This is a genomic window from Asticcacaulis currens (genome assembly GCF_028550395.1).
GTDB classification, from domain to species: Bacteria; Pseudomonadota; Alphaproteobacteria; order Caulobacterales; family Caulobacteraceae; genus Asticcacaulis; species Asticcacaulis currens.
Genome location: NZ_JAQQKW010000011.1, coordinates 1 through 23,339 on the forward strand (window position 1 = coordinate 1; position 23,339 = coordinate 23,339).

Sequence of the window (23,339 nt, forward strand, 5' to 3'; positions counted from 1 at the left end):
GGCGGGCGTGGTCGATCTGATCATCTCGACGCTCGGCGTGTTTGAGGTCAAGCCCGACGGCTCAGGCCTCGTGCTGGTCGAACTGGCCCCAGATGTCACCCTCGACGACATCGCCGCCCAGACACAGGCCACCTATGAGGTGGCGCTGCGGGTGTAAGGTTGGAAGATTAGCCACGAACAACACGAAAAGCACGAACGGCGACGTTCATCCTTCGGCGCGAAGCGCCAAGCGTATCTCTGGGCGGCTCAATAATGGCCCTTCGGGCAAGATCAATACCGCAGCCTTTCGTGCTTTTCGTGTTTTTCGTGGCCAAAATCCTTAGACACCCGACTTGCTGGCAAAGCCACCGCCCGGCGAGTGGCTAAACAAATAATGATCCAGCCAAAAAGCGAACTTAAATTTACGGAAGCCGCCCGCTCAGGCATCATAGTATCGGGAGGCCCGAATGGAGTCCGCGCCGGATCACATCATCCACTGGGTGGCTTCGCAGATCCTGCCTCATGAGGCGGATGTGCGGGCGTGGCTGATGCGTGCCCGGTTGGGGCGCGACGACGCCGAGGATATTCTTCAGGAATCCTATTGCCGCATGGCGGAACTGACGGCCATTGAGCACATCACGTCGCCGCGCGCCTACTTCTTCACAGTGGCGCGCAATATCGCCCTGATGCGGTTGCGTCGGGCGCGCATCGTGCGCATCGAAAGCGTGGACGAGATCGACCGGCTGGAGGTCATGAGCGACCTGCCCTCGCCGGAACAGGTCAGCGTGGCGCGCTCGGATCTGGCGCGTCTGAAGCGGGTGATCGCCACCCTGCCCGCGCGCTGCCGTCAGGTGTTCGAAATGCGCAAGATCGAGGGCCTGCCCCAGAAAGAAATCGCCCGCCGTATGGGCCTGAGCGAACATATGGTGGAAAATGACGCGGCCAAGGCGCTGCGTCTGATCATGAAGGCCATGGCCGAAGACGAACCCCGTCTCCAGCCCCGAAAGGAGTTTATGCGTGGTACCGACGCCGGTCGAAACTAGCGAGCAGATTGCGCACGCGGCCAGCCTGTGGGCGGTCAAGCCACGTCCGCTCTCGCCGGAGGACGCGGCGGCGCTGAACGCATGGCTGGCCGGTGACCCGCGTCGGCGCGGCGCATTGCTGCGGGCGGAGGCGGGCTGGCACGGCCTGTCGCGCGCGCAGGCGCTCGGCCCCTCCGCGACGTGGCAGGATTCCGCCCCCGGCCTGTGGCAGACCCTGTCGCGCCGACGCCTTCTGACGGCGGCCACTGCCGGTGGGGGCCTGATCGCCGCCAGTCTTCTGGCCGTTTTTGCTTTGCGTCAGGACGAGGCCGTGACGCGCATGGGCGAAATCCGCCGCCTGCCCATGAGCGACGGCTCGATCGCCACGCTGAATACCGATAGCCGCCTGCGCATCGACATGGCCGAAAGCGAGCGACGCATCGAACTGATCGAGGGCGAGGCGTGGTTCAAGGTGGCGCATAACCGCCAGCGTCCGTTTATCGTCAGCGCCGGGCCCAGCCGCATCAGGGCCGTCGGCACGGCCTTTTCGGTCAAGAAACGTCCCGACGGTGTCGAGGTTCAGGTGACCGAGGGCACGGTGCAGGCCTGGTCGGTCGGGGATGCCCGCGAAGCCGTCCTGCTGCACGCAGGGGAACGCACCGTTCTACGCGAGCATCAGCCGGTCCGGATCAGCCACGCCCCCGACGCCATCGACAGCGATCTGGCGTGGCGCGAAGGGCAGATTGCCCTGAACGGCAAGACCCTGACGCAGGTGGCGGCAGAGTTTAATCGCTATAACCGCATCCAGATCGTCATCGAGGATGAGGCCCTGGGGCGCGAGCGCCTGATCGGGCGGCTGAGCGCCAATGATCCGGAAGCCTTTTCGGGGGCCGTGGTCGAAGCCTTTGGCGCAGACATCCATAAGACCGACAAGGCCATAGTGATCGGCATAAAAAAATAAATGTCCCGCATACGGAAGTCCGTTTGCCAGGCATCGTAACTGAGGAAGGCCCAAATTTTATAATAATCGGGACCTTCAATAATAATAATGCGCACCACGGGGCGCTCCTACAGGGAATAATCTGATGACGAATGCATTTATGCGCGCGTTTAATGGCCCGTTGCTGCTCGCGGGCGGCACGTTGCTTATGGTCTCCGCCGTACCGGCTGTGGCACAGGAGGGGGTTAAATCGTTCAACGTCCCGGCTCAGGCGGCCGAACGCGGCATTCCGCAGTTCGCCCAGCAGGCCAATATCCAGCTTATGGCGCCGGAAAAGGTCGTGAAGGGCAAGCAGACCGCCGCCGTTCAGGGCAATATGCCGGTGCGCGAAGGCCTGTCGCGCCTGTTGGCAGGCACGAATTTGACACCGGTTACCCGCTCCAATGGCATTATTGTTCTGGCTGAGCAGATCCCGGCGGCGCGCGACAACGCCATCCCCATCACCCGCACCGCCTATGCGGCCGACACCACCGCCTCTGACGAGCCCGCCGCTGCGCCCGAAGAAACCGTGGTCGTGGTCAAGGGTATCCGCGGTTCGCTGAGCAAGGCCCGCTCTATCAAGCGCCGCGCCGCCAATGCGGTGGAAAGCATCGTCGCCGAAGATATCGGCAAGATGCCGGACCTCAACCTCGCCGAATCCATCCAGCGCGTGCCGGGCGTGGCTATGTCGCGCGAAGGCGGCGAAGGCCGCAATATCACCTTGCGCGGCTTCGGTCCGGACTTTACGCGCACCACCCTGAACGGCATGGAAGTCCCGGCCAGCAGCGACGGCCTCGACAGCGGCGGCGTCACCCTCAATGCGGGCCGCGCCTTCGATTTCCACCTGTTCGCCTCGGAACTGTTCAACCGTATCGACATCGAAAAGTCGCAAAAGGCCTCGACCGAAGAAGGCGGCATTGCCGGGACGGTCAACCTCTATTCGGCGCGCCCCTTCGATTTCCGTGAGGACTTCACCGTCTCCGCCTCGGCGCAGGCCAATTACAACACCCTCAATCAAAAGGCCGATCCGCGCGTCGCCCTGCTGGTCAGCAAGACGTTTGCGGACGGTAAGTTCGGGGCGCTTCTGTCGGTGGCGGCCTCCAACCGCACCGTGCATCAGGAAGGCTATTCCAGCGTGCGCTGGACCTCGCCCTACGCCAATGGCGATTCGTGGGCCAAGACCAACCCGACCGTGACCGGGACGCCGAAAGCCTGCGGGGCCAGCGATCCGCTCGATTGCCTGTGGGCTCCGCGCCTGCCGCGCGCCGACTATTTCGGCAATGATCAGAAGCGCATCGGCGTCACCGGCTCGCTGCAATACAAGCCCTCGGAAAACGCCCTGATCACGCTGGACGTCCTGCATTCGGAACTGACCAATGACCGCGACAGCTATAATTCGATGGAATGGCTGCTGACGCACGGCACCGCCGGTAACTTTACCGGTCAGACGCCGCTGTCGTTCAAGATCGGCGGCGATGGCAAGACCATGGTCGCCGCCGCGTTTAACGACGTCACCTCGTGGTACGAAAGCCGCCGTCAGGATTCGCAATCGACCTTTGATCAGGTCGTCCTGTCTGGCCGCTTCAAGGTCAATGAGCGCCTGACGCTCGACGCCATGGCCGGGTCAGCGGTGGACGATGCCGACCGCACGGAACTGCGCTTCTACTACCGCTCGGTGCCGCACTATTACGCCTATGACTACAGCGGCAATGCCTATGTGCCGAGCATCAGCTTCGGCAGCTATGATCCGAACAAGGCCAGCAACTATATCAACGCCCTGACGGCTTCGAACCGCATCAATACGGTGAAGAAGGAAAACTTCACCTCGCGCTTCGACGCCACCTACAATGCCGACAACGTGTCGCTGAAGGCCGGTCTCAGCTATAATGATCGCAAGGTAAGCTATGGCGAGGGCCTCGGTGCGACGCCCAGCTTCAATCCGTCCAGCTATACCCGTCCCTTCCCCGTCTCCAACTTCGGCAAGGGGCTGGACGGTCCGGGCCTGTTGCCCTTCCGCGTCGCCGATTTCGACGCCATTGCCGCGGCGGGCGTCATCCCGGCGGGCTATACCAACAATGCCGGGGCCGGCTGGACCGTCGGCGAAGAAACCCTTGGGGCCTATGGCGAGCTGAACGCCGAATACGACATCGCCGGTATGCGCCTGCGCACCAATGCCGGTCTGCGCTACGTCAAGACCAAGGTCAGCTCGAAGGCGCAGGTCAGCGGTACGCCGGTCGAGGTCAATGTCGATTACGACAACTATCTGCCGTCGATCAATGCGGCGCTGGACGTGCGCAGCGACCTTGTGGTGCGCGCCTCCTATGGCCGCAGCATGACCCGTCCGGGCCTCAGTTCGCTGAACATTGCCGGCCCCGTCTTCGGCTACACCACACGCACGGTCGGCAATGTCGGCAACCCGTCGCTGAAGCCCTACGAGTCGAACGATCTGGACCTGGGCGTCGAATGGTATTTCGGTGACGAAGGGCTTCTGGCCTTCACCGTCTTCCATAAGGACATTGTGCGCTCGCTGAAGACCGATGTGGTCAAGCAGATGATCGACCCGTCCTTCTGGCCGGCCATCTACGCCGACCCGCTGTACGACACCTCCTACAATGCCGACCCGGCCAAGGTGCCCTACACCTTCACCATCCCGGTTAACAGCGACAAGGGCAACAGCGTCAAGGGCTTCGAACTGACCTATAATCAGCCCTTCACCTTCCTGCCGGGGCCGTGGTCAAAGCTGGGCATCGCGTCGAACTACACCCACGTCTCGGCCGAAGACTCCACCGGCCTGTCGCCCAACTCCTATAACCTGACCGTCTATTACGACACCGAGACCTTCGGGGCGCGTCTGTCGGTCAACAAGCGGGACGACTTTCTGCTCAGCGAACCGGGAGGCAATGGTCACGTGCAGGAGCGCAAATACGGCCCCACCCATGTGGACTTCGCCTCCTTCTACAACGTCACGCCGCGCTTGACCCTGACCTTCGAAGGCATCAACATCACCGACGAAGTGGAGCGCATCTACGGCACCGGTGACACCGGCGACATGGATCTGACGCGCGAATACACCCACACCGGGGCGCAGTGGATTCTGGGCCTGCGGTACAAATACTAATAAATAAGCGGCCATCGGCACCCGCCGGTGGCCGCCTTTACAGGAGTAAACCATGCGGCTTTTGCCCGCTCTTACCGCCGGTGTGCTGGGTCTGGGGCTCCTGACCCCCGCTCTCGCCGCCGACCTGATCCCGGTGGACGACAGCTACACCATCTCGCAGCGGTTTGAGCGCTATAAGGATCAGTATGCGGGCATAAGCTGGCCGGTGGCCGAGTTCCAGAGCGGACAAAAGGTGCTGTTCGATCGCCGTTACAAGAGCATCGGCGCGCGCGAACTGCATATCGACGTCTTCCTGCCCGTTGCCGGGCGCGCCAGTGGCAAGGGTATCCTGCTGGTGCACGGCGGTGGCTGGCGGTCGGGCAACAAGTCGCATTTCTACGCTCTGGCCACCCGGCTGGCGCAGCGCGGCTATGCCGTCTTCCTGCCGGAGTTTCGCCTGTCGCCCGAAGCCCCCTATCCGGCGGGTCTGATCGACGTCAATGACGCCCTTGTCTGGGTGAAGGGGCAGGCGCAGACCTTTGGCATCGACCCCCAGCGGCTGGCCATAGGCGGCGCCTCATCCGGCGGGCAGATGGCCGCGCTTCTGGCCTATACGGCGGACACCCCGCTCTACAAAAGCCGTGCCGGTGACGACACGCGGGTCAGCGCCCTGATCGACATTGACGGCGTGCTCGACTTCACCACGCCGCTGGCCCTGCAATATGAAAACGCCGCCGGGGACAACTCGGCCGCCGGTCTGTGGCTGGGCGGTGCCATGGAAAAGGTGCCCGACCGCTGGCGCGAAGCCAGTGCCGCCCGGCACGTCAGCGCCGCCGCCCCGCCGACCTTGGTGATCAGCAGCGGCCTGACACGCTTTACCGCCGGTCACGAAGACGTCGAGGCCAGGCTGAAAGCGCAGGGCATTGCCTATCGCTATACCACATTTGACAACGCCCCCCACGACATCTGGCTGTTCGATCCGTGGTTCAGCCGCATTGTCGATCTGATTGACGGTTTTCTGTCGGAACCCTGAGCTCATGTCTGTACGCCCCATCCTGCTCGCCAGCGCCGTCGCCTGTCTGACCCTTGCCGCGCTGAGCCTCCCCGCCGAGGCCGCCACCCGTCTCAAAGTGCGCCCCGACTGCGGCGCGCAAAAAGCCTGTTTCACAAAGGTGCAGGCCGCGCTCGACGCCGCGCAGGCGGACACCAGCGACACCTGGGTCGCAATCGACGTGGCGGCGGGCGACTATTATGAAAAAGTGACGGTCAGCCGCCCCAAGGTGCGTCTCAAAGGCGCGGGTGCGAAACGCACGCGCCTGCACTTTGACGCCGTGGCCGAAACGGCGGGCAAGTATCACCGCCGCAAGTGGGGCACGCCCGGCTCGGCGACCCTGACGATCAATGCCGATCAGGTGACGGTGGAGGGTCTGACCGTCGAAAACACCTTCGACTACCTCAGCAACGACGCACGGCCGGCGGGCGACCCGCAGAAGATTGGCAATTCGCAGGCCGTCGCCGTGCTGCTCGATATTGACAGCGACCGCGTGCTGTTCCGCAAGACGGCGATGCTTGGCTATCAGGACACGCTGTTTGCCAATGGCAGGCGGGCGGTGATCCGCGACAGCCTGATCGCCGGCAATATCGACTTCATCTTCGGCAATGGGCAGCTTCTGATCGAAGACAGCGAATTGCGCACCCGCAATCGCGGCGCGCCCACCCCGCCGGGGGAGTTCCATTCCTTCCTGCTGGCCCCCTCCACGCCCCTGAGCCAGCCCATCGGCCTCGTCGTCTATCGCTCGCGCCTGACGCGCGAAGCCGGTGTGCCCGACGGCGCGGTGGCGCTGGCCCGGCCCTGGCACCCGACCACCACCTTCCCGGACGGGCGCTATGCCGATCCCAACGCCGTGGGGCAGGCCCTGTTTATCGACTGCGTGATGGACGCCCATATCCACCCCGACCACTGGACCAGCATGGGCGGCACGGCGCGCGATGGCAGCAAGACAGCGGTCTTTCATCCGCAGGACTCGCGCTTCTTTGAAAGCGGCTCGACCGGACCGGGGGCGGCGCACCGCGACATCGGCATCCGCTGGAAAGACGCCCCGGACATCGCGACCGTGCGCCGTCAGCTCTCCGACGGCTGGCCTCATACCAAGAGTCATTGAAAATGACTCTTGGTATTCCTTTCGAGAATTTCTCATGTCGCTGATACAAATGAGAAATTCTCGTTTCTTCAACGGCCGGATGCGGTCAGCATCTTCGGCCGTTGGCATCAGGTGAAATAAGCCTTCCTGACGCTTCGGCTCCCCGTTGATGCGTCTCACTGGCCGCCCCTCACCGGGCGGCTTTTTTTTACGCCGCCTTCAGGTGCCGCTTGCGGCGGCGGATAAAGAGCCACGCCCCCAGCAGCACGACGATCACCCCGACACTGTAGCCCGCCGTCGCTGCCGGAGAATGGCCAACCAGCGGCTCCAGCACGTATTTGATCAGGTTGATGATGTAGTAGGACAGGGCAAAGACGGACAGCCCTTCGACCAGTTCGGACAGCTTGACCTGAAGCTCGGCGCGCGCGTTCATGTTTTGCAGCAGCAACTGGTTCTGCGTCTCCAGCGAGATCGACACCCGCGCGCGCAGCAGGTCGCCGATGCGACCGATGCGGCTGGAAATGTCCCCCAGCCGCGCCGAGGCCGCTTCGCAGGTGCGCATGGCCGGCTGAAGCCGCCGCTCGATAAATTCGCGCATGGTGGAAAACCCCTCAACGCGGCGTTCGCGCAAGGAGGTCAGGCGATCCTCGACAAGCCGCGCATAGGCCTCGGTTGCCCCCAGCCGGAACCCCACCTCATTGACACGCTGTTCGACATCCGACGACAGGGCCGTCAGGCGCTCATAGATGACCTCCTGCGAGGTGCGCCCCTCATTGAGCTGCCGCGTAATGTCCACCAGAGTCCGTTCGGCCCCCTTGAGCCAGGTCAGAACGGCGCGCGCCTCACCGAAGCCCAGCAGGGCCAGCTTGCGGTAGTGGCCAATCTCGATCAGGGTCTGCAACAGGCGCGACAGCTCGTCGTTCTGAAGCCCGCGATCGTGAATGAAGATACGCCCCGCCCCGGTGTCGTGGCCGCGAAAATCGGTCCACAGACGCGCGCGTCCGTCAAACACCTCGCAGCTCACGCAGGTGGACAGGGACAGACAGGCACTCAATCGCGCCGGGTCCGGGGCCTCGGTCATCACCGAGATTTCGACGCTGCGGAACACGCGCCCCGGTGCCCCGCTCAGCCAGTCGAACCCCTCGGCGCGGATCACGCCAAAGCCCAGCCGCTCTGAGGCCGCCGTCAGCGCCGCCGCCTCCGCCGTATAGCCGAGCCAAGTCGAAAACTCGCCGTGGCGTTCCCAGATGCGGCCGCCTTCGGCCCCGATCTGCGCCAGACGGCCGTCTTCGGGCGAGGCCTCGCTCAGCCCTTCGACCCACGCCGCCTCGGCCGCGCGTTCGGCATCGTCCACCAGCAGAACCCAGCTACGCAAGGCGACGGGCGCCGACAGAACCGGCAGGGCGCGTTCGTGCATGAGGTCGCTTAAGGTCTGACGTAGGGGGTGGTCGGCAATCGAGGTCATGGCGTGGTCCGTCGGCCAGAGCGGGATGATTTCAAACGGAAGCCTAATCCGGCTCTAAATTTCTGTTTTGTCGCGATATTTTTGTCGAAAACCGCTTACACTTTTCGACACATCGCTACAGGTACCCTCACATAGTGAGAGATTTGGCCGGATGACGCAACGGAAACGCCTATTTGTCAGACATAAGGTCGGACACTTTCGGCAACAGATTATAATAGCCGCCACACAATTGTTTACGATTAAATCTCTATTTCATATTTGACACCCACACGGGCGCGCTGTAGCTACACCCCTGTAGTCACCACGAGGGTTCCCCATGGATACGGTCATCTGCGAAAGTCCCGGCAAGCTGGTGCGCATTCAGCGCGACAAACCGGTGCGACAGGCCGGTGAAGTGCTGGTTCGCGTGCGTCGCGTCGGCATCTGCGGCACGGACATGCACATTTTTCGCGGCACCCAGCCCTATCTCAGCTATCCGCGCGTCATGGGCCACGAACTCTCCGGCGAAGTGGCCGAGGCCCCGGAAGGCTCGGCGCTCAATAGCGGCGATGTGGTGTACATCATGCCCTATCTGTCGTGCGGCACCTGCGCCGCCTGCCGCAAGCGCCGTCCCAACTGCTGCATGAAGATTCAGGTGCTGGGCGTGCACCGCGACGGCGGCATGACCGAATATCTCAGCGTCCCCGAAGCCTTCGTCTTCCCGGCCACGGGTATCGGGCTGGACGAAGCCGCCATGCTGGAATTTCTCGCCATCGGCTGCCACAGCGTGCGTCGCGCGCAGGTGCAGCCCGGTCAGCGCGTGCTGGTGACCGGGGTTGGCCCCATTGGCATGGCCACGGCCCTCTTCGCCAAGCTGAAAGGCGCAGAAGTGACTGTGCTGGACGGACAGGGTACGCGCGTCGAGGTCTGCCTGAAGACGCTCGGCATGGACCATGGGGTCGTGCTGTCACCCACCACGCGCGATGAGCTGTCGGCCCTGACCGATGGCGACTTCTATGACGCGGTGTTCGACGCCACGGGCTCGCCCAAGGCCATCGAGGCCGGGTTCGGCTATGTCGGGCATGGCGGCACCTATGTGCTGATTTCGGTCGTCTCTGCCGACATCACCTTCAACGATCCGGAGTTCCACAAGCGCGAAACCACCCTGCTGGGCAGCCGTAACGCCACGGTGGAAGACTTTGAAGAGGTACTGAGTGCTATCCGCGCCGGCCTGATCCCCACGGCGGCGCTCAATACGCACCGCACGACGCTCAACGACCTGCCCGACGTCCTGCCCGGCTGGACCGCCCCCGAAGCCGGGGTGATCAAGGCCTTGGTGGAGGTGTAACCCCTCACAGACTTTTTGTGATTTGTAACTGAACTTGACACAGTCTCGCCTTGCAATTGCCGCATCGCAGCATATATGATGATCGTGTTCGATGCCTTGCATCGATTGCCCTTCCTGGGCGTTTCCTCCCTGTAAACTGGCCGCGCCGAGTGCGCGGCTTTTTTTTGCCTGCGACCAAAGGTCCGCGGAGCCCTTTTGACGCCTCCGTGCGAAACGGCTATCACGGTGTGATAAACCGATGGAATCGTAATGTCCGAACCGACCTACAGCGCCCCTGCCCTCGAAAAGGGTATTGAGATTCTTGAGTTTCTGGCCGGACGGCCGGGCGCGCTGAGCATCGGAGACATCTGCGCCGGTGTCGGGCGTTCCAAGGCCGAAATCTACCGCATGATCCTGACTCTGGAGGCCAGAGGCTATCTACGGCGCGATGTGGCCGGGCGCTACACCATGACCAGCCGCCTGTTCGATTTCGGCATGCTCTACCCGCCGCGCCAGAGCCTGATCGAAACGGCCCTGCCGCATATGCGCGCCCTGGCCCGCGACAGCGAGCAGTCGTGCCACATGACCGTCCTGTCGCGCGAACACATCGTCGCCATCGCCCGTGCCGAAAGCGAGAGCATGACCGCCTTCGGGGTTAAGGTCGGCTTCCGTGCCCCGGCGGCCACCGCCACGTCCGGGCGGCTGATCTTCGGCTTCCTGCCCCTGCGCGATCAGCTCAACTGGTATCACACCATGCGCGGCCGCCTTGATCGCCCCGTCCTGCGCGCCTTCCTCGATGAGGCGCGCGAAGCGAAGCGTCAGGGCTATCTGGTGCGCGACAGCGCCTATACGCTGGGCATTGTCGATCTGGCCGTGCCGATCTTCGCCGCCCGCTCACACCACGCCGTCGCCGCCCTGATCGTGCCCTTCATGACGCACGTAGTCTGCCATATGGACAAGCCGCAGGTGCTGGAGCGCCTGCGCCAGACGGCACAGGCCATTTCCAGCGAGCTTTATTAGAGCGGAATGATTTCTTAGTAATCCTTCCGCTCAAGCCGCCATTGAGGCGGCGGCCAAGGTGGCAAAGCCACCGCCCAGCGAGGGGCTAAACAAAATCTAGATATTATGTTTCTATCAAAAATCATAATGATCTAGAGCGCTCTGTATCGAAAGTGGTGGAAGCGCGCCTCGCCTTGCCCGGCCGCATAGAAGCCCGGCTTGAGCATCAGGAAGCCCCCGCGCACATTGTGGTGATAGCCCGACACCTCCATGCCGCGGTCAAAGCGCCGCCAGGTCTGACCGTCCGCCGAGGTGTCGAAGGTCACGATATGCCGGTCGTTACGCAAGCGCATCCGCATCCGACGGCCATAGTCATGGGCCGGACGTCCCCGCTCGATGCCGTACTGATGCGTGACGAAGTTTTGGGCGTCAAACCCCAGACCGCAATAGAGCTTGGTGTCATAGAACAGCAGCAGTCCGGCGCGCACGCCCGCATCGACCTCGATCTCCATTTCGATCTCATAGGCCGGATCACCGACTATGGTGATCAGCGGCGCACCGGAGCTTGGGGCCTCGCCCGACGCCGTGAGGTGCAGCACGCCGTTTTCGCGGCGGATACGGCTTTTCTCGTCCGGCGACGGGTTAAAGAAGTTCCACTGAATGCCGTACTTGTCGGTCGTGAAATCGTCAGACAAGGCCTGTCCGTGCACCGGCTGAAAGCCATGCGGTTTGCCGCCTTTGGGCTTCTTTATGGGCTCCGACAGGTCACCGCCGCCGAAATCAAACCAGCCGTCCTTTGACCACGTTACCGGGGCCAGAAGCGTCTGCCGCCCCAGCGTCCAGAAGCCGTTTTCATAGCCGTGATACACGCCCCACCAGTCGCCAGAAGGCCCTTCGACCAGCGTGGCGTGGCCGCGCGACCACCACTTTTCTCCCGCGGACGTCGTGCGTACCAGCGGATTGCGCGGATGGTGCTCCCACGGCCCGTTTATAGACTTCGACCGCGCCGCAATGACCATATGCCCCGTCGGCGGGCCTGCCGTGCCGCCGACCGCCAGGATCATGTAGTAGTATTGACCGTGGCGCGTGATCTTCGGGCCCTCGGGCGAAAAGCCTTCGACCACCCAGTCGGACGGATAGCGCCACGGATCATAGACGTGCTCGACCTCACCCGCCTTCGACAGACCGTTGTCCGACAGGCGCACCCGGTCACCGCCCGACAGGAACAGCCAGCGCGATCCGTCTTCGCCCACCGCATGGCCGGGGTCGATATGGCGCGGCAGGTCGAGGTCGATGGGCTCGGACCACGGACCTTCGATACGGTCGGCCCAGATCACCCATGAGGTGGTCTTTGAACCCGGTGCCGAGGTCTTCTTGGTCGGGATGTAGAGGTAGTAGCGGCCCTTGTGCTGACACAGTTCCGGGGCCCAGACCGAGCCGATATTGCGGGTCAGGGCCGGACCGATGGGCCGCCAGTTGACGAGGTCCTTCGACTGCCAGATCACCAGACCCGGATAGGCGTCGAAGGTCGAAAACGTCATGTAATAGTTGTCGCCGTCCTTCAGGATCGACGGATCGGGATGGTCCCCGGCCATGATCGGGTTGAGGAAGGTGCCGTTCCCCAGATCCGGCTGGCGCTGACCCTCTATCCCCTTGCGCCACGTGGCGGGGCCGTTTTTAGCGGGGGCGGCCCCGGCGGGCGCGCCGAACAGAAACGCCCCCATCCCCAGACCTGTGAGCGCGTGACGCCGGTTCGTGGTCATGGCACCTGTCCTTCCCCGTATTTGTTAATTGCGCGCATCTTCATTCATTTGCGCGCAATCCGTCAACCGGAAAGACCCCGCGTTCAGGCGGTCCGGACAAGCCCTCCCGCCCGCAGGCCAAAGGTCGCCGACTGGCCCTTTTTCAGCGCCAGCGGCAGGCGATCATCGCCCAGCACCAGCGTCGCCTTTTCGCCAAAGGCGCTGCGGATCGTCACCCGCTCCAGCGTCATGTCGGCCCAGTGGAGGTCCACCGTAAAGCCGCCGCGCGCCTTCAGGCCCGTGACGTGTCCCTTCGGCCAGGCGGTCGGCAGGGCGGGCAACAGGATGATCTGATCGTCATAGGACTGCATCAGCATCTCGGTCATGCCCGACGTGCCCCCGAAATTGCCGTCGATCTGGAACGGCGGGTGGGCGTCGAACATGTTGGGATAGGTGCGCTCCGGCCCCAGCAGCAGCTTGAGAATACTGTGCGTGCGCTCCCCCTCGCCCAGCCGCGCCCACAGGTTGATGCGCCAGCCGATGGCCCAGCCGGTGGACATGTCGCCGCGCAGCTCCAGCGACTTTTTGGCCGCCGCCGCCAGTTCCGGCGTCTTGCGTGTGGTGATCTGGTGCGACGGGAACAGGCCGTAGAGGTGAGAGACGTGGCGATGGTGCAGGTCCGGTGCCTCCATATCCCAGTCGTCCTTCCACTCCTGAAGCTGACCCGCCTTGCCGATCTGGTTGGGCACCAGCCTGTCGCGCATGGCCAGGACCTCAGCGCGGAAGCCCGCATCGGTTTTGAGGATGTCCGCCGCCCGTGCCGTATTGGCGAACAGGTCGCGCAGGATCTGCATGTCCATGGTCGGCCCGGCGCAGATCGAGGTGCCGAACCTGTGTTCGTTTTCCGGCGAAATCGACGGCGCCGTGACCATGTAACCGGACGCGGGGTCCTTCACCAGCGTGTCGAGGAAGAACTGCGATGCCCCTTTGAGCAGCGGATAGATGTCTTTCAGATAGGCCGTGTCGCGGCCATAGTCGTAGCGATCCCACAGGTGCAGGCACAGCCACGCGCCGCCCATCGGCCAGGTGCCGTAGAAGGCGGCGTCAATAGGTGCCGTGGCCCGCCACAGATCGGTATTGTGGTGCGCCACCCAGCCGCGCGCCCCGTACATGATTCTGGCCGTTTCGGCCCCGGTCACCGAAATCTCCTTCACCAGTCGCACCAAAGGCTCGGTCAGTTCCGGCAGGGCCGTGGGCTCGGCCGGCCAGTAGTTCATCTCGGTATTGATATTGATGGTGTACTTGCCGCCCCACGGGGCGTTCAGCTTCTCGTTCCACAGGCCTTGCAGATTGGCGGGCTGCGTGCCCGGTCGCGAACACGATATCAGCAGATAGCGGCCGTACTGGTAATAAAGCGCCGCCAGCGCCGGATCGTTCTGGAATTGTGAGCGGGCAATGCGTTGCCCTGTCGGCTGATCGGCGGCTTCGGTACGGCCGAAATCGACACTGACACGCTCAAACAGCGCGCTGTGCGCCTTCAGATGCGCCGCATAGAGGTCGTCGAACGAACGCGTCGCGGCCCTGGCCATCTGGTCTTGGGTGATGGCGGTCGGGTCGCCCGACACGTCGCGGAAGGCTTTGAAGCTGGTAGCCGCCGCCATGAAGACCATTGCGCTGTCGGCCCCCGTCACGACCAGCTCATCCGTACCGGTGCTCTGCTGACCGCCGCTGGCCACCACGCGCACGCGGCTTTCGAAGCGCAACGCCCCGTCCTTGCCATTGTGGCCGCCATTGCGCCCGGACAGCACGATCTCCTGCGGACTTTCGATGGCCACGGTCGCCACCTGCGGCGTTTCAAACCCCAGTTGAAAGCTGATCTTCCCCGGTGTGTCGGCGCTCAGGCGCATCACCAGCACCTGATCGACCGGACTGATGAAGGTTTCGCGGGTATAGGTCACGCCGTCCTGACGATAGGTGACGGTCGAAAGCGCCTTCGTCAGATCCAGCTCACGGCGATACCCGCTGGCATTCGACGACGGCCCGAAGGTCAGGGTCAGTTCGCCGATCGTCTGATAGGAAACCTGACTGACCGGATTGCCCATGAAGTGCGCGTCAATACGCTTTTGCGCCTCGACATATTTACCCTCGAAGATCAGCTTGCGTATTTCCGGCAGAGCCGCCGGGCCGTCGGGATTGGCCGGCTGATACGGCGCCCCGGCATACAGCGTATCTTCGTTCAGTTGCAGCCGGTCGCGCGCCACACCGCCAAACACCATGGCCCCCAGCCGCCCGTTGCCCAGCGGCAGGGCCTCGGTCCATTCATTGGCCGGTTCGCGGTACCATAGGCGCAGATCATGGCCCGCCGGCTTCGTGGATTGCGCTTCGGCAATGGGTGGCAGCAGGGCCAGCAGGGACAGACCTGCGGACATACGGAGCGTTTCACGACGGCTGATGGTCATTTTGGGGTTCCCTCTCTGTATTGTGTTTTACGGGACAATAGCCGTTTCACGGGCGAGCGAAAGCGCGGCGTTTCAAAAAAGCGTCAGCGCGATGTTTTTCCCGCACCGGCTGTGGGTATCGGGCCGCCCGATATAAAGGTAGCTATCGGATATCCACCGTCTCATCCAACGGGTCAGGCCCTTGTCCCGACAGGTGCGCAATCGTTTTTATTTCCCCAACGGACGTTTTGCCCCTTTTCATACCGGCAAAGGTCGGCATAGGTTGCGCCACCGGTGTCACAGACACCCCAAAACAATCAAAAGCCTCTTGGCGCGCATTTCTGAAAACGGTGCAACGGTTTTCGGACAATGCGCGACAAAACAAAAGCTAGCAATGCCGTACAGAGAAAAGGAAACGTCAGCATGAACCAAAGGCCGGACCTCGTCTATTCCACAAAGGGAATCGGACGCTATCGGTGGGTGATCTGCGCCCTGTTGTTCATCGCTATCGGTATCAACTATATCGACCGGCAGATGATCGGCATTCTGAAGCCGACGCTTCAGGATGAGCTGAAGTGGACCGAGATCGACTATGCCCACATCGTGTTCTGGTTTCAGTGCTTCTATGCGGTGGGCTTTCTGACCTTCGGGCGCATTATCGACGCGGTGGGCGTGCGCATCGGCTACGCGGTAGCCTTCACCATCTGGACCGTCGCCTCCATCGGCCACGGCCTGATCCATTCGGTGACGCAGTTTGCCATTGCCCGCTCCGTTCTGGGCTTCGGTGAGTCGGGCTCCTTCCCCGCTTCGCTCAAGGCCGTGTCGGAATGGTTCCCGCAAAAGGAGCGCGCTCAGGCCGTCGGCATCTTCAATGCCGGGACGGCGCTGGGGCCGATCGTCACCCCTCTGGTCGTGCCGGCCATTACGCTGGCCTTCGGGTGGCGCGCCGCCTTCATCTCCATCGGCATTATCACCGCCCTGTGGCTGATCGCGTGGATGATCATCTATCGCCGCCCGCAGGAACACCCGCGCGTCTCGCCCGCCGAGCTGGCGCATATCCAGTCGGACGACACGACCGCCACCGAAACCACCACGCCCGCGGCCAAAATTTCGTGGTTCAAGCTGCTGACCTTCCCTCAGACCTGGGCCTATGCGCTGGGCAAGTTCCTGACCGATCCCATCTGGTGGCTCTATCTGTTCTGGCTGCCCGACTTTCTGCACAAACGTCATGGCCTTGACCTTAAAACCTTCGGGCCGCCGCTGATCGCCATCTATATTCTGGCCGACGTCGGCTCGATCTTCGGCGGCTGGGCCTCGTCAAAGCAGTTGCAGGCCGGGCGCACCCCCAATGCGGCGCGCAAATCGACCATGCTGATGTGCGCGCTTCTGGTCACCCCCATCGTCGCGGCGCAGTTCGTCGGCAATCTGTGGGGGGCCGTGGCCATTATCGGGCTGGCCGCCGCCTCGCATCAGGCGTGGTCGGCCAATCTTATGACCCTGCCGTCGGACCTCTTCCCGAAGCAGGCCGTGGCCTCGGTCATCGGTATCGGCGGTATGGCCGGAGCCATCGGCGGTATGCTGATGACGACCTATAACGGCTATATTCTGGAGCTGTTCAAATCCTACCAGCCCATCTTCATTGTCGCAGGCTCGGCCTATCTGATCGCCATTTTGGTCATCCATACGCTTGCCCCCCGGCTCGAAAAAGTGCCGGAAGAGAAGATTTTGAAGAACTAAAAAAAACAAGGCCCGCTCCTGTAGGGAGCGGGCCTTTCTTCTTACTGATGCCTGATCTTCTTACTGATGCCTGAGCGCCTTGCCCGGTTCGGTCGAGGCGCTGCTGAGCGCCAGCCCCCCCACCGTCCCCAGTGCGATGGCCAGAGCCGCCGCCGTGGCGATAAGGAAGAACAGCGGGCTGATGCCGATGGCGTCGTCAAACTGCGACAGCCACTGCCCCAGAGCCAGCCAAGCCAGAGGCCAGGCGATGACGCTGGCGATCAGCACCGGGCGCAGGAATTGCAGCGTCAGAAGCCGCACCACCTGACCGCGCGACGCCCCCAGCACCTTGCGCAGGCCGATTTCACGGGCCCGGCGTGAGGTATTGAACGCTGCCATACCGTAGAGCCCGATACAGCCGATCAGCGCCGCCACCCCGGCCCCAACCCCGAACAGGTTGGAGCGGTCGCGTTCGGGCTTATAATACTTGTCGAGGTTCTCATAGGCCGACGTGACTTCGAACGGCACGTCCGGGGCCACCTGACGCCACACCTTGCGCAGACGCTCACGCATCACGCTTTCGCTGACGCCGGCATAGCGGACAAAGCCTACGGCCGCGTAGGCGACGTGGGCATCGAACATATACAGCTTGGCCGGAATGGGCTCCGACGGATGATAGAAGCGCGCGTCTTCGACCACACCGACGATACGCACCGTATGATCAGAGAAGCGCGCGGTCTGCCCCACAGCGGCCTGTGGTGTCTTGAAGCCCAGACGCTGCACCGTCAGGCGGCTGACGACGACATTGGTCACCCGGCCCGGCTCGGCCTTGTCACCCACCCACGTCTGATCCTCGGCAAAGCGCGGATCAAAATAGCGCCCGGCCAGCAGTTTGATGCCGATCAGATCGAAATAGCCCGGACCGACCACCGACCAGTTGACCGTCGGCGATTCGGTCAGCTTGTCGCGCTGTCCCGGCAAAACGATATTGGAGTTGTTGACCGTGTTCTGATCGCCCGGAATGGCATTGGCGATACTGACCGCCGTGACATTGGGCAGGGCCCGCACGGCCGCCTGAAAGCCCTCGCGCTGTGCGGCATTGATATTGACGTCGCGGATCGAATTGACCAGCAGCAGGCCGTCGCGCTTGAAGCCGAGATCGGCCGACTGGATATGCTCGATCTGTTTGATGAAGCCGAGCATCAGGGTGAAGGCCATCACCACCGCCGCGAATTGCAGAATGACGAGGCCTTCGCGCAGGCGCATCCCCAGACGGCCGCCCGCCGGGGTGCGGCTCGACGCCAGCACCTGTGCCGGTTTGAAGGCCGACAGGGCAAAGGCCGGATAGAGGGCCGCGACCAGACCGGCCAACAGCACCACCCCCAGAAGCCCGGCCAGCCATATCCCGTCTTTCGTGTAATCGAGCGCCAGAGACAGGCCCCCGGCGGCATTGATCAGCGGCAGGGTCAGTTCAACAAGAGACAGGCCTACGATAAAGGCCAGCAGCAGGGTCAGCAGGGCCTCCCCCAGAAATTGCAGCCGCAAGGCCGAAGGACGCGCCCCCAGTGTCTTGCGCACCGCCACTTCACGCGCCCGCAGGCCCGCCCGTGCCGTGGCCAGATTGACGTAGTTGATCAGGGCCAGCACCAGCGCCACCACGCCGACCAGACCCAGTGTGACGATGGCCGCCTTCTGCTTGGGGTCGATCAGGTGAACATCGGCCAGCGGCACCAGCACCAGCTTCATCAGGCTGCTGCCCTTGACACCGGGGCCGAAATTATTGCCCACCTGACGGTCGGTAAAGGCGTCCAACTGGGCCTGTAAGGCGTGCGCCTGCGCCGGCGTATCGAATTTAAGGAAGGCCCAAAGCTGCACCGAGCCCCAGTGATGCCAGGTGTCGGTCTCCATCGCCGTGCGCTGCGGCGTGAGGCGCCGCAACAGCCCCGATTTGAGATCGCTGTTTTCCGGCAGATCGCGAATAACGGCGCTGACCACATAGGGTTTGCGCCCCTCGGCATCGCTGAGCGTCAGGGTCTTGCCCACCGCATCCACCGTGCCAAAATACTTACGCGCCTTTTCCTCGCTGATGACCACGCTACCGGGATCATTCAGCGCCGTAGCCGCGTCTCCGGCGCGCATGGGCATGCCGAAAAAGGTCAGGAACTCCGGATCGACCAGCTCGATCTGCTCGGAATAGACCTCCGACCCCTTGTGCACCGTGACCGGGTTCGACCAGTCGCGCACCGTGACCAGTTGCGGATAGCTGGCCTTCAGTTCTTCGGTCAGGCCACCCATGCCCCCGATACGCACCTCATCGGTCATGCCGGGGAAGAAATAGCGGGTGCCGACGGTATAGATTTTGGCGCGTTCGGGGCTCCAGGTCTCATAGCCGGTTTCAAAGCGCACCAGCAGGCTGAGCGCGATAAAGACGGCGATGCCGAGACTGAGGCCCAGAAGGTTGAGGCCGCCATAGAGGGGATGTCGGGTGAAGGAGCGCCAGAAGGCGATCAGGACAGAGCGTAACATATCAGGCCTCACAACATCTGGGCGACAGAGGCCACCAGTTGCCCGTCGAGAATATCGACGCGGCGGCTGGCCTGATCGGCGTGGCTGGGCGAGTGGGTGACCATGATGATGGTCGCCCCAGAGGCGTTCAAACCTTTAAGGATGTCCATGACCTGCGCGCCGTTTTCGGTATCGAGATTGCCCGTCGGTTCGTCGGCCAGGATCAGGTCGGGATTGCCGACAATGGCGCGCGCAATGGCGGCGCGCTGCTGCTGACCGCCCGACAACTGATGCGGGAAGTGGCGCGCCCGGTGGGCGATGCCCACGCGGTCCATGGCCGTTTCAATCGCCTGACGGCGCGACCCCTTCTGCCCCTGACGATAGAGCAGGCCCAGCTCGATATTCTCATAGATGGTCAGGTCATCGACCAGATTGAAGCTCTGAAAAATGAAGCCGAGATGGCGGGCGCGATGCTGCGCCAGCTTCGCTTCACTCAGTTTGGCCAGATCGACCCCGTTGAACAGATAGGCTCCGGAGGTCGGGCGGTCGATGGTGCCCAGCGTGTTGAGCAGGGTCGATTTTCCGCAGCCCGACGGCCCCATAATGGCGACGAATTCACCCTGACGGATGGTCAGGTTGATATTGTGCAGGGCCGTGGTTTCGATCTCATCGGACCGGTACAGGCGGGAGACGTTTTGAAGCTCAATCATGAATTCGGGTCCGACTTGATGTGGAGATATTGCGCATTGCGCAGGTTGGAGACTCCGGCAGTAACGATGCGCTCGCCGGGTTTGAGGCCGCTGAGGATTTCGACCTGTTCGGGGTTGCGGCGGCCCACCGTGACGGCGCGGCGGCTGGCCTGATCGCCCTTGGCGTTGAGCACAAACACCCACGCCCCGCCCGATTCCGTCAGCCAGCTCCCCGACGGGGCCAGAATGGCCGGCGTCGTCTGACCCAGTCTCAGGCGGATATCGACGGTTTCGCCGCGTTTGAGATCGGCGGGCGGCGGCGTGACAAACTGCAATTCGGCCACCACGCGGCCATTGGTCACCTGCGGGAAGACTTTCGAAACGGCGACGCTGACCGTCTGACCGTGCAGGCTGGCCTCGGCTTTCTGGCCTTCGGACAGGCGTTGCAGGTAGAATTCATCGACCTCGGCGCGCAGCTTGTAGCTGCCTTCGGAATCGACCTGCGCCACCGCGTCGCCCTCCTTGACCGCCTGCCCCGGCTTGAGGCTGAAGGCGGTCAGGCGGCCCGCCGCCGGGGCGGTCAGGGTCAGGGCGTCGAGGCCGCGACGCACCTCCCCCAGATTGCGACGCAGATCCTGCGCATTGTCCTGCACCTGACGGCGCTGACCGGCATAGAATTGCGCGTCCGGCGTCTGGGCGGTCTTGAGCGCCGCCACGCGCTGACGCTGATAGGCGACCTCATCGGCATAGGGTTTGACCGCCGCCGCATTGATGAAGCCCTTGTCGAGCAGGGTCTGGCGCTTCTGATACTCCTGCTCGGCGCGGCTGAGGGCATAGGCGGCATCGGCCAGCGCCTGTTCGCGGCTTTCCTGCGCGGTTTTCAGCGCCATCAACTGGTTGGAATTGTCGGTGAGACGCGCCGAAATATCGGCTTCGCGCGCCGACACATCCAGCGTCAGGGCGGGGTTGACCAGATAGACCAGCGCCTGTCCCTTGGTGACGCGATCGCCGTCGCTCACCGCCACGGCCTGCACGCGACCGGCGGTCGCCGCCGTGATATAGACCGTGTCGAGCGGCACGGCTTCGGCGCGCAGCGGCACGTAGTCCTGATAGGGGGCGCGCACCACCTCCCCGGATTCGAGGGTACGGGCCTCGACCGTTACCGTACCCGACTTGGGCAGGGTCAGGTAAAAGGCGAGGCCCGCCGTGGCGATGACGACGGCGGCAGCGGTGATCTGAAACGGACGGCGGCGATACCAGGGTTTGGCGCGCTTGCGGTCCATGGTGGTGGAGGATGAGAGGACGTTATCGGGCATGTTAAAACGCTAACACAGCCTTTTCAATTCATATAAATAATTCATTTTGCTTGCTTTTTGTCGATTTTTGCCCTCAAATCAGGATTTAAGTCGCCCCGCAGGTGTCCGAATCCGAACATGCCCTCCGAAGCCGAAACACCCCCTCTGACGCGCGCCGTCTTTCTCGACGACGACCCCGACATTCTGGCGGCGGCCGAGCTGGTCCTGACGCGGCAGGGCTTCACCCTGCGCAGCGCGCAGTCGCCGGATGAGGCGCGCGCCCTGCTGGAGTCTGAGACGCCGGACGTGCTGCTGCTCGACCTCAATTACCGGCGCGGCGATACATCGGGCGAAGCGGGGCTGGCCTTCCTGCAGGAGCAGCTCAATAAGACCCCGCACCTGCCGGTCGTCGTCGTCACCGGCCATTCGGGCATGAGCATCGCCATTCAGGCCATGCGGCTGGGGGCGCAGGATTTCGTGGTCAAGCCGTGGAACAATGAGCGGCTGGTGGCCGCCCTGCGTGCCGCCATTGAGACGCCGCCGCGCGTCCCCGCCGATCTGCCGCCGCAGGACCTCAATCTGGAGCGCTCGGAGCGTGAGCTGATCAAGGCGGCGCTCAGCCGGCATCAGTTCAATATCTCGCACGCCGCCAAGGACCTTGGCCTGACGCGGGCGGCGCTGTACCGGCGCATGGAAAAGCACGGTCTGTGACGCATGGGGTCTCATCGCATCTGGCTCAGCATTGTCGCGCAGGTGGGCGTCTTCGCCCTGGGGGTCGGGCTGTGGCTGGCCCTCAGTCAGGGCTATTACGCCACGGCGCTGGTTTGCGGACTGGCCGCCGTCGGTCTGGCCGTGGCGGGCGTCAACAGCCCGGCCTTCCATCTGGCGCGTGAACGCCTGCGCGCCCGGCTAAGCCCCGCGCCGATCTTTACGGCGGAGCTGGGGCGGCGACGGCTTCAGATGCTGCTCGATCAGGCCCCCTCGCCGCTTTTGCTGCAAACCGATGATGGTCAGATCATTGCCGTCAACCGCGCGGCACGGCAACTGTTCGGCGTCGCCTACGCCCTGCCTCTGGCCGTGCGCCGCACGCTTGTCGGTGATGGTGGCGACCTGTTTGCGCCGGGGCAGCAGATCGTCTGGGAAGGCCGCACCTTTGCCGTTCAGCACAACGAGCTGATCGAGGATGAGCGGACCTCGCAACTGGCCATCCTGACCGATATTTCCGCCGATGTGCGCGCCGCCGAAGCCACGGCGCTGCGTGACCTGCTGCGGGTGCTCAATCACGAACTGATGAACGCCCTGACGCCCGTGGCTTCGATGAGCAAGAGCGCGCTCGACCTGCTCACCGACGATACACCGCAATCGCGCGCACTGGCCATCAAGGCCCTGGAGCGGGTGGTAGCGCGCACCGAAGGCCTGCACGACTTCATCAATGCCTATCGCGCCCTGACCCGTCTGCCGCCGCCCAGCCTGCAACCGGTGCGCCTGTCGGAATGGCTGGAGGTGCTGCACGAGAGTTTCACCGCTCAGTGGAGCGACAAGGGGGTCAGGCTTTTGTGGGAGGTGCCGCCCGAGGAGGTGAGGGTCCGCATGGACGAGGATCAGATGTGGCTGTGCGCCGGGAACCTGCTCAACAATGCGGCACAGGCGGCGCTCGAAAAGGGCGGCGACCCCAGGGTCCGCCTGCGCGCCGCTGCGGGGGAAAATGACCTGACCATACTGATCGAGGATTCCGGCCCCGGCATCCCGGCCGAACATGGCCGTCAGGTCTTCATGCCCTTCTTCACCACCAAGGCCACCGGTACGGGCGTGGGCCTCAGTCTGGCCCGGCAGATCGTACAGGGCCACGGCTCGGACCTCAGCCTGTTGCCGCTCAGTCCCGGCGATCCGGACGCCTTGGGCGGCGCCCGTTTCGCCTTTAGTCTTTCTAAAATCTAGAGCGATGTGCGGAAGAGTGTGAGCGGTT

The 23,339-nt window shown here is 63.2% G+C and carries 16 protein-coding genes; 10 read left to right on the top strand and 6 right to left on the bottom strand.

Going from position 1 to position 23,339, the window contains the following annotated elements; all coding sequences use genetic code 11:
* Nucleotides 1-446 precede the first annotated feature (446 nt).
* The 5 genes from PQU94_RS15520 to PQU94_RS15540 all read left to right on the top strand — a co-directional run bounded on the left by PQU94_RS15520 (nt 447) and on the right by PQU94_RS15540 (nt 7,239).
* Entirely contained in the window at nt 447-1,022 is a 576-nt protein-coding gene (locus tag PQU94_RS15520) for an RNA polymerase sigma factor (RefSeq protein ID WP_272742347.1), read from the top strand.
* Nucleotides 997-1,962, top strand: coding sequence for a FecR family protein (locus PQU94_RS15525; RefSeq protein WP_272742348.1), 966 nt, complete (start codon nt 997-999; stop codon nt 1,960-1,962). The genes PQU94_RS15520 and PQU94_RS15525 overlap by 26 nt, the downstream gene beginning before the upstream one ends.
* Nucleotides 1,963-2,086: 124 nt before the next feature.
* On the top strand, nt 2,087-5,098 hold the full coding sequence (locus tag PQU94_RS15530; RefSeq protein WP_272742349.1) for a TonB-dependent receptor: 3,012 nt from the start codon (nt 2,087-2,089) through the stop codon (nt 5,096-5,098).
* Nucleotides 5,099-5,150: 52 nt separating this feature from the next.
* Nucleotides 5,151-6,110, top strand: coding sequence for an alpha/beta hydrolase (locus tag PQU94_RS15535; RefSeq protein ID WP_272742350.1), 960 nt, complete (start codon nt 5,151-5,153; stop codon nt 6,108-6,110).
* 4 nt (nt 6,111-6,114) lie between these two features.
* Entirely contained in the window at nt 6,115-7,239 is a 1,125-nt protein-coding gene (locus tag PQU94_RS15540; protein ID WP_272742351.1) for a pectinesterase family protein, read from the top strand.
* A 187-nt stretch (nt 7,240-7,426) separates the two neighbouring features.
* On the opposite strand, the gene PQU94_RS15545 is transcribed toward PQU94_RS15540, so the two are convergent.
* Nucleotides 7,427-8,683, bottom strand: coding sequence for a DUF3422 domain-containing protein (locus PQU94_RS15545; protein WP_272742352.1), 1,257 nt, complete (start codon nt 8,681-8,683; stop codon nt 7,427-7,429).
* A gap of 316 nt (nt 8,684-8,999) precedes the next feature.
* Here PQU94_RS15545 and PQU94_RS15550 point away from each other — a divergent pair, with 316 nt between their 5' ends.
* Both PQU94_RS15550 and PQU94_RS15555 read left to right on the top strand, forming a co-directional pair.
* The gene (locus PQU94_RS15550) at nt 9,000-10,010 is read left to right on the top strand and encodes a zinc-binding alcohol dehydrogenase family protein (RefSeq protein WP_272742353.1); all 1,011 of its coding nucleotides are present in this window, start codon (nt 9,000-9,002) and stop codon (nt 10,008-10,010) included.
* A gap of 249 nt (nt 10,011-10,259) precedes the next feature.
* A complete protein-coding gene (locus PQU94_RS15555; protein WP_272742354.1) occupies nt 10,260-11,009 on the top strand; it encodes an IclR family transcriptional regulator in 750 nt (249 codons plus the stop codon).
* Nucleotides 11,010-11,140: 131 nt separating this feature from the next.
* Here the strand turns inward: PQU94_RS15555 and PQU94_RS15560 are convergent, their stop codons facing one another.
* Both PQU94_RS15560 and PQU94_RS15565 read right to left on the bottom strand, forming a co-directional pair.
* The gene (locus PQU94_RS15560; RefSeq protein ID WP_272742355.1) at nt 11,141-12,751 is read right to left on the bottom strand and encodes a family 43 glycosylhydrolase; all 1,611 of its coding nucleotides are present in this window, start codon (nt 12,749-12,751) and stop codon (nt 11,141-11,143) included.
* 83 nt (nt 12,752-12,834) lie between these two features.
* Nucleotides 12,835-15,189, bottom strand: a complete 2,355-nt coding sequence (locus PQU94_RS15565; RefSeq protein WP_272742356.1) for a glycoside hydrolase family 95 protein — start codon at nt 15,187-15,189, stop codon at nt 12,835-12,837.
* A 402-nt stretch (nt 15,190-15,591) separates the two neighbouring features.
* Between PQU94_RS15565 and PQU94_RS15570 the strand changes: the two genes are divergently transcribed.
* Nucleotides 15,592-16,905: an MFS transporter gene (locus tag PQU94_RS15570; protein ID WP_272742357.1), complete on the top strand. Its 1,314-nt coding sequence runs from the start codon at nt 15,592-15,594 to the stop codon at nt 16,903-16,905.
* A 60-nt stretch (nt 16,906-16,965) separates the two neighbouring features.
* Here PQU94_RS15570 and PQU94_RS15575 read toward each other — a convergent pair whose 3' ends face one another.
* Genes PQU94_RS15575 through PQU94_RS15585 form a run of 3 tightly spaced genes read right to left on the bottom strand, consistent with a single transcriptional unit; the run spans nt 16,966 to nt 21,394 of the window.
* Nucleotides 16,966-19,410: an ABC transporter permease gene (locus PQU94_RS15575; protein WP_272742358.1), complete on the bottom strand. Its 2,445-nt coding sequence runs from the start codon at nt 19,408-19,410 to the stop codon at nt 16,966-16,968.
* Between the two features lie 8 nt (nt 19,411-19,418).
* Nucleotides 19,419-20,099, bottom strand: coding sequence for an ABC transporter ATP-binding protein (locus PQU94_RS15580; protein ID WP_013480861.1), 681 nt, complete (start codon nt 20,097-20,099; stop codon nt 19,419-19,421).
* Entirely contained in the window at nt 20,096-21,394 is a 1,299-nt protein-coding gene (locus PQU94_RS15585; RefSeq protein WP_272742359.1) for an efflux RND transporter periplasmic adaptor subunit, read from the bottom strand. Before PQU94_RS15585 ends, PQU94_RS15580 begins: the two co-directional genes overlap by 4 nt.
* Nucleotides 21,395-21,511: 117 nt before the next feature.
* Between PQU94_RS15585 and PQU94_RS15590 the strand changes: the two genes are divergently transcribed.
* Both PQU94_RS15590 and PQU94_RS15595 read left to right on the top strand, forming a co-directional pair.
* Nucleotides 21,512-22,084, top strand: a complete 573-nt coding sequence (locus PQU94_RS15590) for a response regulator transcription factor (RefSeq protein WP_272742360.1) — start codon at nt 21,512-21,514, stop codon at nt 22,082-22,084.
* Between the two features lie 3 nt (nt 22,085-22,087).
* The gene (locus PQU94_RS15595) at nt 22,088-23,311 is read left to right on the top strand and encodes a sensor histidine kinase (RefSeq protein ID WP_272742361.1); all 1,224 of its coding nucleotides are present in this window, start codon (nt 22,088-22,090) and stop codon (nt 23,309-23,311) included.
* Nucleotides 23,312-23,339 lie beyond the last annotated feature (28 nt).

Coding starts and splice junctions, on each gene's coding strand:
- PQU94_RS15520 (WP_272742347.1), top strand. CDS start 447: ATGGAGTCCGCGCCGGATCACATCATCCACTGGGTGGCTTCGCAGATC.
- PQU94_RS15530 (WP_272742349.1), top strand. CDS start 2,087: ATGACGAATGCATTTATGCGCGCGTTTAATGGCCCGTTGCTGCTCGCG.
- PQU94_RS15535 (WP_272742350.1), top strand. CDS start 5,151: ATGCGGCTTTTGCCCGCTCTTACCGCCGGTGTGCTGGGTCTGGGGCTC.
- PQU94_RS15540 (WP_272742351.1), top strand. CDS start 6,115: ATGTCTGTACGCCCCATCCTGCTCGCCAGCGCCGTCGCCTGTCTGACC.
- PQU94_RS15545 (WP_272742352.1), bottom strand. CDS start 8,683: ATGACCTCGATTGCCGACCACCCCCTACGTCAGACCTTAAGCGACCTC.
- PQU94_RS15550 (WP_272742353.1), top strand. CDS start 9,000: ATGGATACGGTCATCTGCGAAAGTCCCGGCAAGCTGGTGCGCATTCAG.
- PQU94_RS15555 (WP_272742354.1), top strand. CDS start 10,260: ATGTCCGAACCGACCTACAGCGCCCCTGCCCTCGAAAAGGGTATTGAG.
- PQU94_RS15560 (WP_272742355.1), bottom strand. CDS start 12,751: ATGACCACGAACCGGCGTCACGCGCTCACAGGTCTGGGGATGGGGGCG.
- PQU94_RS15565 (WP_272742356.1), bottom strand. CDS start 15,189: ATGACCATCAGCCGTCGTGAAACGCTCCGTATGTCCGCAGGTCTGTCC.
- PQU94_RS15570 (WP_272742357.1), top strand. CDS start 15,592: ATGAACCAAAGGCCGGACCTCGTCTATTCCACAAAGGGAATCGGACGC.
- PQU94_RS15575 (WP_272742358.1), bottom strand. CDS start 19,410: ATGTTACGCTCTGTCCTGATCGCCTTCTGGCGCTCCTTCACCCGACAT.
- PQU94_RS15580 (WP_013480861.1), bottom strand. CDS start 20,099: ATGATTGAGCTTCAAAACGTCTCCCGCCTGTACCGGTCCGATGAGATC.
- PQU94_RS15585 (WP_272742359.1), bottom strand. CDS start 21,394: ATGCCCGATAACGTCCTCTCATCCTCCACCACCATGGACCGCAAGCGC.
- PQU94_RS15590 (WP_272742360.1), top strand. CDS start 21,512: ATGCCCTCCGAAGCCGAAACACCCCCTCTGACGCGCGCCGTCTTTCTC.
- PQU94_RS15595 (WP_272742361.1), top strand. CDS start 22,088: ATGGGGTCTCATCGCATCTGGCTCAGCATTGTCGCGCAGGTGGGCGTC.